The following is a 13544-nucleotide window of genomic DNA, read 5'->3' on the forward strand; positions in this document are numbered from 1 at the left end:
CGGTCAACATCCCGGCAACCGGGCGGGAACCGCCACCCCGGCACTTTCGGCCGCACTTTGCCAAGGCCAGAGGGAAGCTCTCAGGCGGATACGGCCTTCAGCCGCACGAAACGAGGGCGCCCACGACCCACAGATGAAACCATTCCGGCCACGGGCAAAGACTTGTCAACGACCGTCGCCCGCCGGCCCCGTGCCCCCGGCCAGCAACCGCTCCGCGTCATCCCGCGCCTGGTCGAGCGCGTCGGGGAAGACGTGCAGGCCGTGCGCGACGAGACCGCCCTCGTGCAGCAGCACCAGGGTCCGCGCCAGGCGTTCGGCGCGGTCGGGCGCGACCTCCCGGGCCAGGTCCGTGAAGAGTGCGAGCATCCACGCCTTCTGGCCGGTGATGATCGGGTACGCGGGGTGCGCGGCGTCGCTGATCTCGGCGTGCGCGTTGACCATGGCGCACCCCTTCTCCGAACGGTCCGCCGCCCAGTCGCGTGAGGCGTCGAACACGGCCAGGACGCGGGCGCGCGACGTGGGCGCCGCCGCCAGATATCCGGCGAGGAACGACCTCCAGCGCTCGTCACGCTCGGCGAGGTACTCCACGACGATCTGCTCCTTGGAGCCGAACCGGTCATAGAGGGTCTTCTTCGTCACCCCGGCCTCGGCCGCGATCAGGTCCACGCCGACCGCGTGGATACCGCGCTCGTAGAAGAGCCGCCCCGCGGCGTCGAGGGCGCGACGCGCCGCCGGTGTCATGGCGATGCGCGGCGGCGCGGCGACCGCGCCTTCCTTCTCGTACGCCTTCTTGCCCATGAGTCCATAGTAGACCGGTCTGCATACTCGGCCCAGAGGTAAACAGATCGGTCTACTCTCGCGTCGTGTCCACTCTCTCGCGTCCTCTCCTCCTGTGGCGGGCGTGGCGGGAAGGAGCACCATGAACGTCCTGCTGTCCACCGCCTTCGTGCTGACCTGGAGCTCCGGGTTCATCGGGGCCAAGCTCGGCGCGGGCAGCGCCTCCGCGCTGACGGTGCTCATGTGGCGGTTCCTGCCGCTGGCCCTGGTCCTCGGCGCCGTCGCCCTCACCCTCACGCGCGACTCCTGGCGCGGGCTGACGGCGCGCGACATCGGACGGCAGGCGCTTGTGGGCGCGCTGTCGCAGAGCGGCTACCTGCTCACCGTCTACTACGCCATCCAGCTCGGCGTCTCCAGCGGCACCACCGCGCTGATCGACGGCACACAGCCCCTGGTGGCGGGAGCCCTCGCCGGTCCGCTGCTGGGACAGTTCGTCTCCCGCACGCAGTGGATCGGCCTCGGGCTCGGGGTCGGCGGCGTCGCCATCGTGACGGCGGCCGACTTCGCGGGCGGCGGCGACACCGCCTGGTGGGCCTATCTCATACCGTTCCTCGGCATGCTGTCGCTGGTGGCGGCGACGTTCCTGGACCGGCGCTCGACGCGCCCGGTCGGCCCGGCGGTCTCCCTGACCGTGCACTGCCTCACAAGTGCCGTCGTCTTCACGGCGCTCGCGGTGGCCGCGCGGTCCGCGGCGCCGCCGGCCGAAGTGCCCTTCTGGGCCGCGATCGGCTGGCTCGTGACGCTCTCCACCTTCGGCGGGTACGGCCTGTACTGGCTGATCCTGCGGCGCTCCGGGGTCACCCAGGTCAATACGCTGATGTTCCTCATGGCCCCGGTGACCACCCTGTGGGGCGCCGTGATGTTCGGCGAGCCATTCGGCCCGCAGACGGTGCTCGGGCTGGCGGTGGGACTCGCCGCGGTGGTCGTCGTACGGCGCGGCGAACGCCCCCGGGCCGCGGGCGCACCGGCGGGTCGGGGCGCTCCGGAGCCGGGAAGGCCCGCGGCGCAGGCGCGCACCGGTCAGTGATCTCGACGACCGTGGCGGCACCCAGCCCCGCGGCCGCGCCTACGCGCCGTCGCCAACAGGCCATTCCCTGCGGGGAGTTCCGACGCCACAGGCCCCTTTCGCACCGCGTCGGCCATACTGCCGCCCATGAACCGTCTTCGCATCGGCCTCGTGGGCACGGGGCCCTGGGCCACCGCCACGCACGCCCCCGCCCTCGCCCGGCACCCGGACATCGATCTCAGCGGCGTGTGGGGCCGCCGCCCGGAGGCCGCCGCCACGCTCGCCTCCGCACACGGGACGACGGCGTACGCGGACGTCGACGCGCTGTTCGCGGCGAGCGACGCCGTGGCCTTCGCGGTCCCGCCCGACGTGCAGGCCCCGCTGGCCACCCGTGCCGCGGCGGCCGGCTGCCACCTGCTCCTCGACAAGCCGGTGGCCACGGCGCCGGACGCCGCGCGCGAGCTGGCCCGGGCGGTCGAGCGCGCCGAGGTGGCGTCCGTGGTCTTCTTCACGCTGCGCTTCGCCACGCTCAGCTCGGCCTGGCTGGCCGAACAGACCGCCGTCGGCGGCTGGTTCACCGGCCGCGCCGACTGGTACGGCTCCTTCTACGCCCCGGACGGAACCGCCGCGTTCCCCTCGCCGTGGCGCGCGAGCCGCGGGGGCCTGTGGGACGTGGGGCCGCACGCCCTGTCGATGCTGCTGCCGGTCCTCGGCGACGTGAGCGAGGTGACGGCCGCGCCGGGACCCGGCGACACGGCCCACCTCATCCTGCGCCACACGGGCGGCGCCTCCAGCACGGCGGCGTTGAGCCTGACCGCACCGGCGAAGGGCGAGGGCCTTGCCGTGGAGTTGCGCGGTGAGCACGGCATCGCCGTGCTGCCGCCGTGGGAGGGCGCCGACGAGGCCTTCGACGCCGCGATCGACGCACTCCTCACGACCGCGCGCACCGGTACGGCCCACCCGTGCGACGCCCGGTTCGGGCTGCGGGTCACGGAGATCCTGGCGCGGGCCGAGGAGCGGATGAGGGCCGCGTGACGCGGCCGGGGACAACCACGGGCGGTCGGTACCGTGGCCGCTACGTAATGGCGAGTGACGGCACCGACCGCAGCCGGTGGACCCACGAAACCGATCCGGGAAGAAGGTCCGCGCGGTCCGGAGCTGCCCTGTTTCCAACCACACGGATCGGAATACGAACAACCGTCCCACGCGCTTCCCGCGTCGGCCCGATGGGCCTAGGGGGTACCCAATGCCGGGGAATTTCAGCCATTCTCAAGCTCCCCGGACAAGATGCCCCACAGTTGTGCCCGCGCACCCGCCGACGATCAAACCTGCAGGTCGGCGAGGTCGCGCACACCATGATGCCGCAGCGACTGATCGTTTTCTTCGGGCAATGTTTACTACCAAAGAAGATGTGAATATTTAGACTGATCACGCTCCAACTCGGCGTGTACCAAGAGGGATTACCCACCATGAACAAGACGGCGCTCCGCGCTCTGCTCCGCGAACGACGCGCCCTCATTGCCCCCGAATCGCACGGCTTCTCACGACCGAGCGGTCAGGGACGGCGGGCTCCCGGCCTGTCGCAGCACCAGGTCGATCAGTTGCTGCACCGCACCTTCGGGACGTACCACCGCCTGGAATCCGGCAATTACCCCAATCCGCCGACGGCATTGCTCCGGGACGTCGCCCGCCTCTTCGGGCTCAATGAGCAGGAGTGGGTCTCCCTCAATCGCTACGCGCTCTTGCAGGACCCGCCGGGACCGCTTCATCTGTCGTCCGGCAAAGAGATCCCCGGCGTGTGGCAGGAGGCGGTCGACGGCATATCCCATATGGCTTATGTCACCGACGCGTCCTGGGACATGCTCGCCTACAACAAGCCGCTGGCCGCCATGTTTCCCGGCGGCAATGTCCCCACCAATGTGATGCGCTGGATGGTCCTCGACCCCGACGGCCGCCGTGCCCTCATGGACTGGCACGCGGCCTGGGCGCCCATGGTCCTCCCCCAGCTGCGGGCCGCGCTCGCCTCCAGGCCCGACGACGACACCCTCCTCCAGATCGAGAAGGAGGTGCTCGCGGAGCCCGACACCGCCGAGCTGTACCGCGCGGGCGTCTCGTATCCGCACCCCGACGGCGACGAACGCCCCCTGCTGCACCCCGAACGGGGCCTGGGCTGGGTCACCATGTGCACCGCCCAGCCCATGACGGCGCCCGGAGCGCGCCTGATGATCCTGGTGTTCCACCCGGGTGAACTCCGCTCCCACCGGCGCGCGCCGATGCTGCGCGCCTGACGGCTCACCACATCTCACCGGGCTTCCACTCACTTCCGAGGGAAGACGGGTTCGTGAGGGTGAAGTACGTTGTGCCGCACCCGAACGCCGTTACGAGCCCGGTGGAGCCGCCTCATGCCCGCTCATGTCTCCAGACCCCAGACCGTCTTCGGTGACCACAAGGTCACCACCTCCGAGATAGCCGAGGACATACGCGCCCATCACGCCGGCCATCCCCGGCTCCGCGCCATCCTCCGTGTCGTCGAGAACTGCGGGGTCCGCACCCGCAACTTCACCCGCCCGCTGGACGCCCCCACGGTCTCCGGCACGGCCGACATCGGGGAGCGCGCCCGTGCCGCGTTCGCCGACGCACTCGTGATGGCCGAACGCGCCGCGCTGGCCGCCCTGGACAGCGCGGGTCTCGAAGCGCACGACATCGACGCGATCGTCACCACGCACAGCACCGGCTGGGCCGTCCCCAATCTCGACGTCAACCTCATCGCCCGGCTCGGACTGCGTCCGACGGTCCGCCGCATCGCCCTGACCACGCTGGCCTGCCCGGGCGGCACCCACTGTCTGATGCGCGCCGCCGAGCTGGTCGCCGCGCGGCCCGGCAGCAAGGTCCTCGTGGTGGCGGCGGAGGTCATCTCCAGCGTCTACCACCACTCCGACACCGGCATCGAGTCGATGATCTACAAAGCGCTGTTCGGGGATTCCGCCGCCGCCGCGGTGGTCTCCGACACCCGGCTGGGCCCCGGGCTCGTGATCGACGACTCCTTCGAGTACGTGCTGCCGGACAGCCTCGACCGCCAGCGCGGCCGGATCTCTCCCGACGGATTCCACTTCGACTCCACCAAGCAGGCCTTGACCGCCGCCGACGACGTCCTGCCCGCGCTCGCCGACTATGTCGGCTCGCAGCGCGTCGACTTCGCCGTCATCCACCCCGGCAGCCTGCGCATCATCAGTGACACCGCGGCCCTCCTCGGCCTCGACCCCCACGCCGCGCGCCACTCCACGGACACCCTCGCCGACGACGGGAACCTCGGCGGGGTGAGCATCCTGCGCGTCCTGGAACGCACGCACGGAGGGCCACCCGCCGATGGTGCGCACGGCATAACCGTCGCGTTCGGCCCCGGCTTCTCCATGGCGGCGCTCCGCTGCCGCTGGCAGGCCTGACCCCCGCGCCCCCACGTAATTCACTTGCCGCCCCCTGCCACCCCTGTTGAAGTGACCGAATGGACCACACCGCGATACTGGCCGCCTATGACCGCCAGCTTCGGCGCGACGCACGGAGCGAAGGGCCCGGCACGCGCGTCGAGCGGGTCGGTGGCGTGGTGCGCCAGACCGGCTCGGAGCATGACTGGAACGGCGTCCTGTGGGCGGACATCGACGCGAGGACGGCGGACGGCGTGATCGCGGAGCAGGTGCGCCACTTCACCGCCGCGGGACGCGCGTGCGAATGGAAGCTGCACTCCTACGACCGTCCCGCCGATCTCGCCGGGCGACTCCTCGCGGCCGGCTTCGCGGCCGAGCCGCCGGAGACGGTCATGGTCGCCGAGGCCGACGGCCTGCCCACAGGGCCGGAGTTGCCCGAGGGCATCCGGCTGCTCCCGGTGACCGACGCGGCGGGCGCCCGGCTCATGGCCGAGGCGCACCTCGCGGCCTTCGGCGAGGGCGACTCCGCGTTGAGCGAGCAGCTGGGCAAGCGGGTCCTGGCCCAGCTGACCGAGGCACCGGACGAGATCGTCGCGGTCGTCGCCATGGCGGGTGACCGCCCGGTGTGCGGCGCCCGGATGGAGTTCCGCCCCGGCACGGACTTCGCCGGCCTCTGGGGCGGCGGCACCGCTCCCCGGTGGCGCGGCAAGGGCATCTACCGCGCCACGGTGGCCCATCGCGCCCGGATCGCCGTCGAGCGCGGCTACCGCTACCTCCAGGTCGACGCCTCCGACGACAGCCGCCCGATCCTGGACCGCCTCGGCTTCACCACGCTGTGCACGACCACGCCCTACGTGTACCGGCCGTGACGCGTCGCTCCGCCCCCGCCGAGGAGCGGCGGAGGCGGATGAGCGGATACGAGGACGGGGTGCGGCCTAGCGGATCGGCATGCCCGACAGGGTCCTCGCGATGACCAGGCGCTGGATCTCGCTCGTGCCCTCGAAGATCGTGTAGATCGCCGCGTCCCGGTGCATGCGCTCCACCGGGTACTCGCGCGTGAAGCCGTTGCCGCCGAGGATCTGCACGGCCTGCGCGGTGACCTTCTTGGCGACCTCGCTCGCGTAGAGCTTCGACATGGAGCCCTCGGCCGACTCGAACTTCTTGCCGGTGCTCGCCATCCATGAGGCGCGCCACACCAGGAGGCGCGCGGCGTCGATCTGGGTGCGCATGTCGGCGAGCTGGAAGGCGACGCCCTGGTTGTCGATGATCGGGCGGCCGAACTGCGTACGCGTCTTGGCGTATTCCAGTGCCTCCTCGTACGCGGCGCGGGCCGTGCCCACCGCCATGGCGCCGACGGCCGGGCGCGACGCCTCGAAGGTGGCCATCGCGGCGTTCTTCACCCGCTCACCGCCGGACTTGGCACGCTCCCGCGCGCGGGCGAGTCGCTCGTCGAGCTTGTCCTTGCCGCCGAGCAGGCAGTGTCCGGGTACGCGTACGTCTTCGAGGACCACCTCGGCGGTGTGCGAGGCGCGGATGCCGTGCTTCTTGAACTTCTGGCCCTGGGACAGGCCCGGCGTGTGCGGCGGGACGATGAAGGAGGCGTGCCCCTTCGAGCCGAGGTCGGGGTCGACGACCGCGACGACGACGTGGACGTTGGCTATGCCGCCGTTGGTCGCCCAGGTCTTCGTGCCGTTGAGGACCCACTCGTCCTTGGCCTCGTCGTAGACGGCGCGGGTGCGCATGGCGGCCACGTCGGAGCCCGCGTCCGGCTCGGAGGAGCAGAAGGCGGCGACCTTGACGTCGTCGGCGTCGCCGTACATCTGCGGTATCCAGGTGCCGATCTGCTCCTCGGTGCCGTTGGCGAGCACGCCGACGGCGGCCAGGCCCGTGCCCATGATGGACAGGCCGATGCCCGCGTCGCCCCAGAAGATCTCCTCGGTGGCCATCGGGATGCCGAGGCCCGTCGGGTCGAAGAACTGCTGGGCGTAGAAATCGAGGGAGTAGATGCCGAGCTTGGCCGCTTCCTGGATGATGGGCCAGGGAGTCTCCTCGCGCTCGTCCCACTCGGCGGCCGCAGGGCGGATCACCTCGGCGGCGAACCCGTGGAGCCAGTCCCGGACCTCCTTCTGTTCGTCGTTGAGCTCCATGGTGAACTCGGCCATGACTCCTCCAGGACCTGCGATCAACTGCGGCGTTACCAGCAGTAACGGAAGTCTGTTACCGGTCAGTAGTCCGTGTCAACTCCCGACAACCCGTTCGATGCGCGCGGCGCCCCGGGTGTTACGTTGCGCGTGCGTCACGCAATCGCACGGGCGGGGAGAAACGCTTATGGGGACCACACAGCCGACCGATCAGCAGAGATCCGCGGACCATCGAGAGCGCCGGCGGGAGCTGCTGGAGGCCGCGGACCGGGTGGTGCTCCGCGACGGCCCCGGCGCCTCCATGAACGCCATCGCCGCCGAGGCGGGCATCACCAAGCCCATCCTCTACCGCCACTTCGGCGACAAGGGCGGGCTGTACGCCGCGCTGGCCAAGCGCCACACGGACGCGCTGCTCGCCTCGTTGCGGGCCGCGCTGGACGCACCCGCCGAGCGCAGGGAGCGGGTGGAGGCGACGCTCGACACCTACCTCGCGGCGATCGAGGCGCGCCCCCAGGTCTACCGCTTCCTGATGCACCCCTCCGAGGCGCCCTCACCGGGCGAGCAGGGCTTCGACGTCGGCCTGCACTCCGCTCCCCTGCTGCGCCGCCTGGGCGAGGAGCTGGCGGAGGTCATCGAGGAGCGCGTCGACCTGGGCCCGCAGAGCGCCGAACTCGCCCGCGTCTGGGGGCACGGCATCGTCGGCATGATGCACGCGGCCGGTGACTGGTGGCTCGGCGAACGGCCGTGCCCGCGCGAGCAGTTGGTGCGCAGCCTGGCCGACCTGCTCTGGGGGCGGCTGGCCGCCGCGGGCAACCGCGTCGGCGGGCCGGGCTTCTGACCCGAGCCCCGGCGGACCGGCCCGCGCCCCCCGCCGGACCCCGGCGTACCTCAGCTGTTCCAGGAGGCCCTGGCGGCGGCCCGCAGCACCCTGCGGCGCCGCCAGCCGGTGACGCGGTCGGTGTAGACGCCGCCGTCCAGGTGGTCGCACTCGTGCTGGAGGCAGCGCGCGAACCAGCCCGTCCCGTGCACCCGCACGGGCTGCCCGCGCAGGTCGACCCCCTCGACCACGGCGTGGTCGAAGCGCGGCGTGCCCGCTTCGAGGCCGGGCAGCGACAGACAGCCCTCCGGCCCGCGCACGGTGTCACCGTCCGCCTCGACCAGCCTCGGGTTGACCACGTGTCCCAGGTGGCGCACATCGTCGTCGTCCGGGCAGTCGTAGACGAACACCCGCCGGGCGACGCCGATCTGGTTGGCGGCCAGGCCCACACCCTGCGCCGCGTACATCGTCGCGAACATGTCCTCGACGAGCCGCGCCAGTTCGGGTCCGAAGTCGGTGACCTCCTCACAGGCCGTGTGCAGCACGGGGTCACCGAGCAGGGTCAGAGGTCGTACGCGCCCCGAGGCGCCCGGGATCGAGCCGTGTCGCATGGCGGCAAGAGTACGGTCCAGGGAGACGAGCGGCATCGACGTGGTGCCGCGGTTCGGGCTTGTCAGCGGATCTCGATAGGCTGAGCAACGAAACGATGCCGGGCAGGCGCGGCGCCGTACGCAAGGAGGATCTCGACAGATGTCAGGCAACACGGACCCGCTGTCGCCGCGGGCCAAGCTGGCCGTGACGGCGGGCAAGGCGGCCGCGGCGGTGTCACGCGCGGCGGGCCGCGGCAGCGGATCGGTGATCGGCGGCAAGGTCGCCCTCAAGCTCGACCCCGAGCTGCTGGGACGCCTCGCCACACACCTGGACGTGGTCCTCGTGTCGGCCACCAACGGCAAGACGACCACCACGCGCCTGATCGCGGAGGCCCTGCGCGCCAGCGGCCCCGTGGTCTCCAACGCCCTCGGCGCCAACATGCCCGCCGGGATCACCTCGGCGCTCGCCGGCGGCTCCGACGCCCGGTACGGCGTGATCGAGGTCGACGAGAAGTACCTCGCGGGCGTCGCCCGTGACGTGGACCCGAAGGCGATCGCGCTGCTGAACCTCTCGCGCGACCAGCTCGACCGCGCCGCGGAGACCCGCATGCTCGCCGAGAAGTGGCGCGAGGGCCTGGCCGGCACCAAGGCCGTCGTCGTGGCCAACGCCGACGACCCGCTGGTCGTCTGGGCCGCCTCCTCCTCGCCGAACGTGGTGTGGGTGGCCGCGGGCCAGGAGTGGAAGGACGACGCCTGGTCGTGCCCGTCCTGCGGCGGCGTCATGCAGCGCCCCGGGGACGACTGGTTCTGCGGCGAGTGCGGTTTCCGCCGCCCCGCGCCCAGCTGGGTGCTCTCCGGCGACCACGTCCTGGACCCGCACGGCTCGGCCTGGCCGATCCACCTCCAGCTGCCCGGCCGCGCGAACAAGGCCAACGCCACCTCATCGGCCGCCGTCGCCGCCGTCTTCGGGGTGCCGCCGCAGGTCGCCCTGGAGCGGATGTACCAGGTGCAGGCCGTCGCCGGTCGCTATGACGTCGTCCAGTTCCAGGGCCGCGACCTGCGGCTGCTCCTCGCGAAGAACCCCGCGGGCTGGCTCGAAACGTTTTCGCTGATCGACCCGCCGCCGACCCCGGTGATCCTCTCCGTCAACGCCCGAGGGGCGGACGGCACGGACACCTCCTGGCTGTGGGACGTCGACTACACCCGCCTCGCGGGTCACCCGATCTTCGTGCTCGGTGACCGCAAGCTGGATCTCGCCGTGCGTCTCGAGGTCGCGGGCCTGGACTTCCGGGTCTGCGAGTCCGTCGACGAGGCGGTGCAGCTGGCCCCGCCGGGACGCATCGAGACGATCGCGAACTACACCGCGTTCCAGGACCTGCGCCGCCGCGTCGGCAACTGACCCCACCGGCCCTTCTAGACCATTCGTAGGGACACATGAGCATGAGCGACAACAGCCTGCGGCTGGTGTGGGTCTACCCCGACCTGCTCAGCACGTACGGAGACCAGGGCAACGCCCTGGTCGTGGAGCGCCGCGCCCGCCAGCGCGGCCTCCAGGTCGAGCGGTACGACGTGCGCAGCGACCAGCCGGTGCCCACCTCCGGCGACATCTACCTCATCGGTGGCGGCGAGGACCGCCCGCAGCGCCTCGCCGCCGAGCGGCTGCGCCGCGACGGCGGCCTCCAGCGCGCCGTGGGCAACGGCGCGATCGTCTTCTCGGTCTGCGCCGGCTACCAGATCATCGGCAACGAGTTCATCAACGACCTCGGTCAGCGCGAGCCGGGCCTCGGTCTGCTCGACGTGGTCTCCACCCGCGGCGAGGGCGAGCGGTGCGTCGGTGACGTCCTCGCCGACATGGACCCGCAGCTGGGCCTGCCCCCGCTGACGGGCTTCGAGAACCACCAGGGCGTCACGCACGTCGGCCCGAACGCACGGCCGCTGGCCCGTGTCACGCTCGGCCGGGGCAACGGCACGGGTGACGGCACCGAGGGCGCGTACAACGGCACGGTCTTCGGCACGTACATGCACGGCCCGGTCCTCGCCCGCAACCCGCTCATCGCGGACCTGCTGCTGAAGCTGGCCCTCGATGTGAACGCGCTGCCGCCCACGGACGACCGCTGGTACGAGGCGCTGCGCGCCGAGCGCATCCACGCCGCGCAGCAGCCCGCGTAACCGCTCCCCGGCACCCCCGGCAGGAGCCCGCTTGACGCCCCGCCCGCACATGTGAGCGGGGGCGTCCAGCCCTCGGACGCCTGATGCGGTACGGCCCCCCGGCGCCTATAGGGTGGCGGGAATCCGGCCGGACGACGTGGTCCGGCCCTTCGGCCCACGTTGCAAAGGTTTCCCGGGCTATGCGCATTGGTGTCCTGACCTCCGGCGGCGACTGCCCCGGACTGAACGCCGTCATCCGCTCCGTCGTGCACCGCGCGGTGGTGGACCACGGCGACGAGGTCATCGGCTTCCACGACGGCTGGAAAGGCCTCCTGGAGTGCGACTACCGCAAGCTCGACCTCGACGCGGTGGGCGGCATCCTCGCCCGCGGCGGCACCATCCTCGGCTCCTCGCGCGTGCAACCCGCCCACCTGCGGGACGGCGTGGAGCGCGCCCGCGGCCACGTCACCGACCTGGCGCTCGACGCGATCATCCCGATCGGCGGTGAGGGCACGCTGAAGGCGGCCCGGCTGCTCTCCGACGCGGGCCTGCCCATCGTCGGCGTGCCCAAGACGATCGACAACGACATCGCGGTCACCGACGTCACCTTCGGCTTCGACACCGCCGTGGGCGTCGCGACCGAGGCCCTCGACCGGCTCAAGACCACCGCCGAGTCGCACCAGCGCGTCCTGATCGTCGAGGTCATGGGCCGTCACACGGGCTGGATCGCCCTGCACTCCGGTATGGCGGCGGGCGCGCACGCCATCGTCGTGCCCGAGCGCCCGTTCGACATCGAGGAGCTGGCCGCCAAGGTCGGCGAGCGGTTCTCGGCGGGCAAGAAGTTCGCGATCGTCGTGGCCGCCGAGGGCGCCAAGCCCCGGGCGGGCTCCATGGAGTTCGACGAGGGCGGCAAGGACGTCTACGGCCACGAGCGGTTCGCGGGCATCGCCCGGCAGCTCTCCCTGGAACTGGAGCAGCGCCTCGGCAAGGAGGCGCGGCCGGTCATCCTCGGGCACGTCCAGCGCGGCGGCACCCCCACCGCGTACGACCGCGTCCTCGCGACCCGCTTCGGCTGGCACGCCGTGGAGGCGGCGCACCGCGGCGAGTTCGGCATGATGACGGCGCTGCGCGGCACGGACATCACGATGGTGGCGCTCGCCGAGGCCGTCGAGACGCTGAAGACCGTGCCCGACGAGCGGTACGCCGAAGCGGAGTGCGTGCTGTAGTCGTTGCCCATTGCACTACCCGCCCCCGGTCGCGGCAGCGGCCGGGGGCGGTTCTACTCTGGTGCCGACGCACGTCGCACAATCCGCACGAATCAGGAGCCACTGGATGGATCACAGCGGGCACGGCATGAACATGGATCTGCCGCCGTTCACGCTGGGGCGAGGCCTGGAGCCCTCGGCCGACCCCTTCTTCCTCATCGGCTGCCTGCTGGCCCTCGCCCTGTACGGGTGGGGCGTGGTGCGGCTCGTGCGGCGCGGCGACAAGTGGCCGGTGGGCCGCACGATCTCCTTCGTGCTCGGCATCCTCACCGTGCTGCTGGTCATGTGCACCAAGCTCAACGACTACGGCATGGTCATGTTCAGCGTGCACATGGTGCAGCACATGGTGATCAGCATGCTCTCGCCGATCCTGCTGCTGCTCGGCGCGCCGATCACGCTGGCGCTGCGCGCGCTGCCGGTCGCGGCGCGCGGCCACAAGGGGCCGCGCGAGTGGCTGCTGTGGCTGCTGCACAGCCGGTACATGCGGATCATCACGCACCCGGCGTTCACGATCCCGCTGTTCATCGCGAGCCTGTACGCGCTCTACTTCACGCCGATCTTCGACACCCTGATGGGCTCCAAGGCGGGCCACATCGGGATGATGGTGCACTTCCTCGCCGTCGGCCTGGTCTTCTTCTGGCCGATCATGGGCGTCGACCCCGGGCCGCACCGCCCCGGCTATGTGATGCGGATGCTGGAGCTGTTCGCGGGCATGCCGTTCCACGCGTTCTTCGGTATCGCGCTGATGATGGCGACCGAGCCGATGATCGGCACGTACATGCACCCGTCGGCCTCGCTGGGCATCGACGCGCTGGCCGACCAGGAGGCCGCGGGCGGCATCGCGTGGGCGTTCAGCGAGATCCCCTCCGTGGTCGTGCTGGTGGCCCTGCTCTTCCAGTGGCGGCGCTCGGAGGACCGTGAGGCCCGGCGCAAGGACCGTGCCGCGGACCGCGACGGTGACCAGGAGCTGGAGGCGTACAACGCCTATCTGGCCTCACTGGCCGCACGCGGACGGTAGCGCCGAAAGGCCCCCGCGGGTCACGATGGTCTTCGGACCGCGGCCTCGGCGCACCCGTGCCGGAGGCCGCCGGGAGGAGGCTGAGCGATGCCCGGTTCCACGAAGACCATGGGTGGGTTCACCGTCGGAGGCCTGATCATGGTGACGGCCTACTCGGTGGCGCTGGGAAGCAACGGCTGGCTGTGGTTCGGCTGGGTCGTGCTCGGACTGATCACGCTAGGGATGGTGCTGTCGCGCGCCACATGAGCGCGCCACGTGAGCGGGCCACGTGAGCGGGCCACGTGAGCGGGCGCGGTGCCG

Annotated in this window: 14 protein-coding genes; 11 read left to right on the forward strand and 3 right to left on the reverse strand. The window is 71.5% G+C overall.

Annotated elements, in window-relative coordinates; translation table 11 throughout:
• Positions 1 to 165 precede the first annotated feature (165 nt).
• Positions 166 to 798: a TetR/AcrR family transcriptional regulator gene (locus tag J2N69_RS01770; protein ID WP_230899110.1), complete on the reverse strand. Its 633-nt coding sequence runs from the start codon at positions 796 to 798 to the stop codon at positions 166 to 168.
• 121 nt (positions 799 to 919) lie between these two features.
• Between J2N69_RS01770 and J2N69_RS01775 the strand changes: the two genes are divergently transcribed.
• The 5 genes from J2N69_RS01775 to J2N69_RS01795 all read left to right on the forward strand — a co-directional run bounded on the left by J2N69_RS01775 (position 920) and on the right by J2N69_RS01795 (position 6134).
• Positions 920 to 1864 carry a DMT family transporter gene (locus tag J2N69_RS01775; protein ID WP_230899111.1) on the forward strand — a complete coding sequence of 315 codons (945 nt, stop codon included), beginning with the start codon at positions 920 to 922 and terminating at the stop codon, positions 1862 to 1864.
• 126 nt (positions 1865 to 1990) lie between these two features.
• Positions 1991 to 2878, forward strand: coding sequence for a Gfo/Idh/MocA family protein (locus J2N69_RS01780; protein WP_230899112.1), 888 nt, complete (start codon positions 1991 to 1993; stop codon positions 2876 to 2878).
• A 434-nt stretch (positions 2879 to 3312) separates the two neighbouring features.
• The gene (locus J2N69_RS01785) at positions 3313 to 4131 is read left to right on the forward strand and encodes an MmyB family transcriptional regulator (RefSeq protein WP_230899113.1); all 819 of its coding nucleotides are present in this window, start codon (positions 3313 to 3315) and stop codon (positions 4129 to 4131) included.
• A 114-nt stretch (positions 4132 to 4245) separates the two neighbouring features.
• On the forward strand, positions 4246 to 5286 hold the full coding sequence (locus J2N69_RS01790; protein WP_230899114.1) for a 3-oxoacyl-[acyl-carrier-protein] synthase III C-terminal domain-containing protein: 1041 nt from the start codon (positions 4246 to 4248) through the stop codon (positions 5284 to 5286).
• A gap of 59 nt (positions 5287 to 5345) precedes the next feature.
• Positions 5346 to 6134, forward strand: a complete 789-nt coding sequence (locus tag J2N69_RS01795) for a GNAT family N-acetyltransferase (RefSeq protein WP_230899115.1) — start codon at positions 5346 to 5348, stop codon at positions 6132 to 6134.
• A 66-nt stretch (positions 6135 to 6200) separates the two neighbouring features.
• Here J2N69_RS01795 and J2N69_RS01800 read toward each other — a convergent pair whose 3' ends face one another.
• The gene (locus J2N69_RS01800; RefSeq protein WP_230899116.1) at positions 6201 to 7427 is read right to left on the reverse strand and encodes an acyl-CoA dehydrogenase family protein; all 1227 of its coding nucleotides are present in this window, start codon (positions 7425 to 7427) and stop codon (positions 6201 to 6203) included.
• 166 nt (positions 7428 to 7593) lie between these two features.
• On the opposite strand from J2N69_RS01800, the gene J2N69_RS01805 reads away from it, so the two are divergent.
• Complete coding sequence (locus J2N69_RS01805; RefSeq protein WP_127912577.1) at positions 7594 to 8244, forward strand: TetR/AcrR family transcriptional regulator; 651 nt, start codon at positions 7594 to 7596, stop codon at positions 8242 to 8244.
• 50 nt (positions 8245 to 8294) lie between these two features.
• On the opposite strand, the gene def is transcribed toward J2N69_RS01805, so the two are convergent.
• A complete protein-coding gene (def, locus tag J2N69_RS01810; protein ID WP_230899117.1) occupies positions 8295 to 8834 on the reverse strand; it encodes a peptide deformylase in 540 nt (179 codons plus the stop codon).
• A gap of 139 nt (positions 8835 to 8973) precedes the next feature.
• Here def and J2N69_RS01815 point away from each other — a divergent pair, with 139 nt between their 5' ends.
• The 5 genes from J2N69_RS01815 (at position 8974) to J2N69_RS01835 (ending at position 13490) form a co-directional block, all read left to right on the forward strand.
• The gene (locus J2N69_RS01815; RefSeq protein ID WP_230899118.1) at positions 8974 to 10212 is read left to right on the forward strand and encodes a MurT ligase domain-containing protein; all 1239 of its coding nucleotides are present in this window, start codon (positions 8974 to 8976) and stop codon (positions 10210 to 10212) included.
• Positions 10213 to 10253: 41 nt separating this feature from the next.
• Positions 10254 to 10982, forward strand: coding sequence for a type 1 glutamine amidotransferase (locus J2N69_RS01820; RefSeq protein WP_230899119.1), 729 nt, complete (start codon positions 10254 to 10256; stop codon positions 10980 to 10982).
• A gap of 179 nt (positions 10983 to 11161) precedes the next feature.
• Positions 11162 to 12187, forward strand: coding sequence for a 6-phosphofructokinase (locus tag J2N69_RS01825; RefSeq protein ID WP_230899120.1), 1026 nt, complete (start codon positions 11162 to 11164; stop codon positions 12185 to 12187).
• Between the two features lie 106 nt (positions 12188 to 12293).
• Positions 12294 to 13244 carry a cytochrome c oxidase assembly protein gene (locus J2N69_RS01830; RefSeq protein ID WP_230899121.1) on the forward strand — a complete coding sequence of 317 codons (951 nt, stop codon included), beginning with the start codon at positions 12294 to 12296 and terminating at the stop codon, positions 13242 to 13244.
• An 87-nt stretch (positions 13245 to 13331) separates the two neighbouring features.
• A complete protein-coding gene (locus J2N69_RS01835) occupies positions 13332 to 13490 on the forward strand; it encodes a hypothetical protein (protein ID WP_167515926.1) in 159 nt (52 codons plus the stop codon).
• Positions 13491 to 13544 lie beyond the last annotated feature (54 nt).

This window comes from Streptomyces huasconensis, from assembly GCF_021028635.1.
GTDB lineage: Bacteria > Actinomycetota > Actinomycetes > Streptomycetales > Streptomycetaceae > Streptomyces > Streptomyces huasconensis.

Bases quoted from the DNA above. Each gene is read 5' to 3' on its own strand.
- J2N69_RS01770 (WP_230899110.1), bottom strand. From the start codon at position 798: ATGGGCAAGAAGGCGTACGAGAAGGAAGGCGCGGTCGCCGCGCCGCCG.
- J2N69_RS01775 (WP_230899111.1), top strand. From the start codon at position 920: ATGAACGTCCTGCTGTCCACCGCCTTCGTGCTGACCTGGAGCTCCGGG.
- J2N69_RS01780 (WP_230899112.1), top strand. From the start codon at position 1,991: ATGAACCGTCTTCGCATCGGCCTCGTGGGCACGGGGCCCTGGGCCACC.
- J2N69_RS01785 (WP_230899113.1), top strand. From the start codon at position 3,313: ATGAACAAGACGGCGCTCCGCGCTCTGCTCCGCGAACGACGCGCCCTC.
- J2N69_RS01790 (WP_230899114.1), top strand. From the start codon at position 4,246: ATGCCCGCTCATGTCTCCAGACCCCAGACCGTCTTCGGTGACCACAAG.
- J2N69_RS01795 (WP_230899115.1), top strand. From the start codon at position 5,346: ATGGACCACACCGCGATACTGGCCGCCTATGACCGCCAGCTTCGGCGC.
- J2N69_RS01800 (WP_230899116.1), bottom strand. From the start codon at position 7,427: ATGGCCGAGTTCACCATGGAGCTCAACGACGAACAGAAGGAGGTCCGG.
- J2N69_RS01805 (WP_127912577.1), top strand. From the start codon at position 7,594: ATGGGGACCACACAGCCGACCGATCAGCAGAGATCCGCGGACCATCGA.
- def (WP_230899117.1), bottom strand. From the start codon at position 8,834: ATGCGACACGGCTCGATCCCGGGCGCCTCGGGGCGCGTACGACCTCTG.
- J2N69_RS01815 (WP_230899118.1), top strand. From the start codon at position 8,974: ATGTCAGGCAACACGGACCCGCTGTCGCCGCGGGCCAAGCTGGCCGTG.
- J2N69_RS01820 (WP_230899119.1), top strand. From the start codon at position 10,254: ATGAGCGACAACAGCCTGCGGCTGGTGTGGGTCTACCCCGACCTGCTC.
- J2N69_RS01825 (WP_230899120.1), top strand. From the start codon at position 11,162: ATGCGCATTGGTGTCCTGACCTCCGGCGGCGACTGCCCCGGACTGAAC.
- J2N69_RS01830 (WP_230899121.1), top strand. From the start codon at position 12,294: ATGGATCACAGCGGGCACGGCATGAACATGGATCTGCCGCCGTTCACG.
- J2N69_RS01835 (WP_167515926.1), top strand. From the start codon at position 13,332: ATGCCCGGTTCCACGAAGACCATGGGTGGGTTCACCGTCGGAGGCCTG.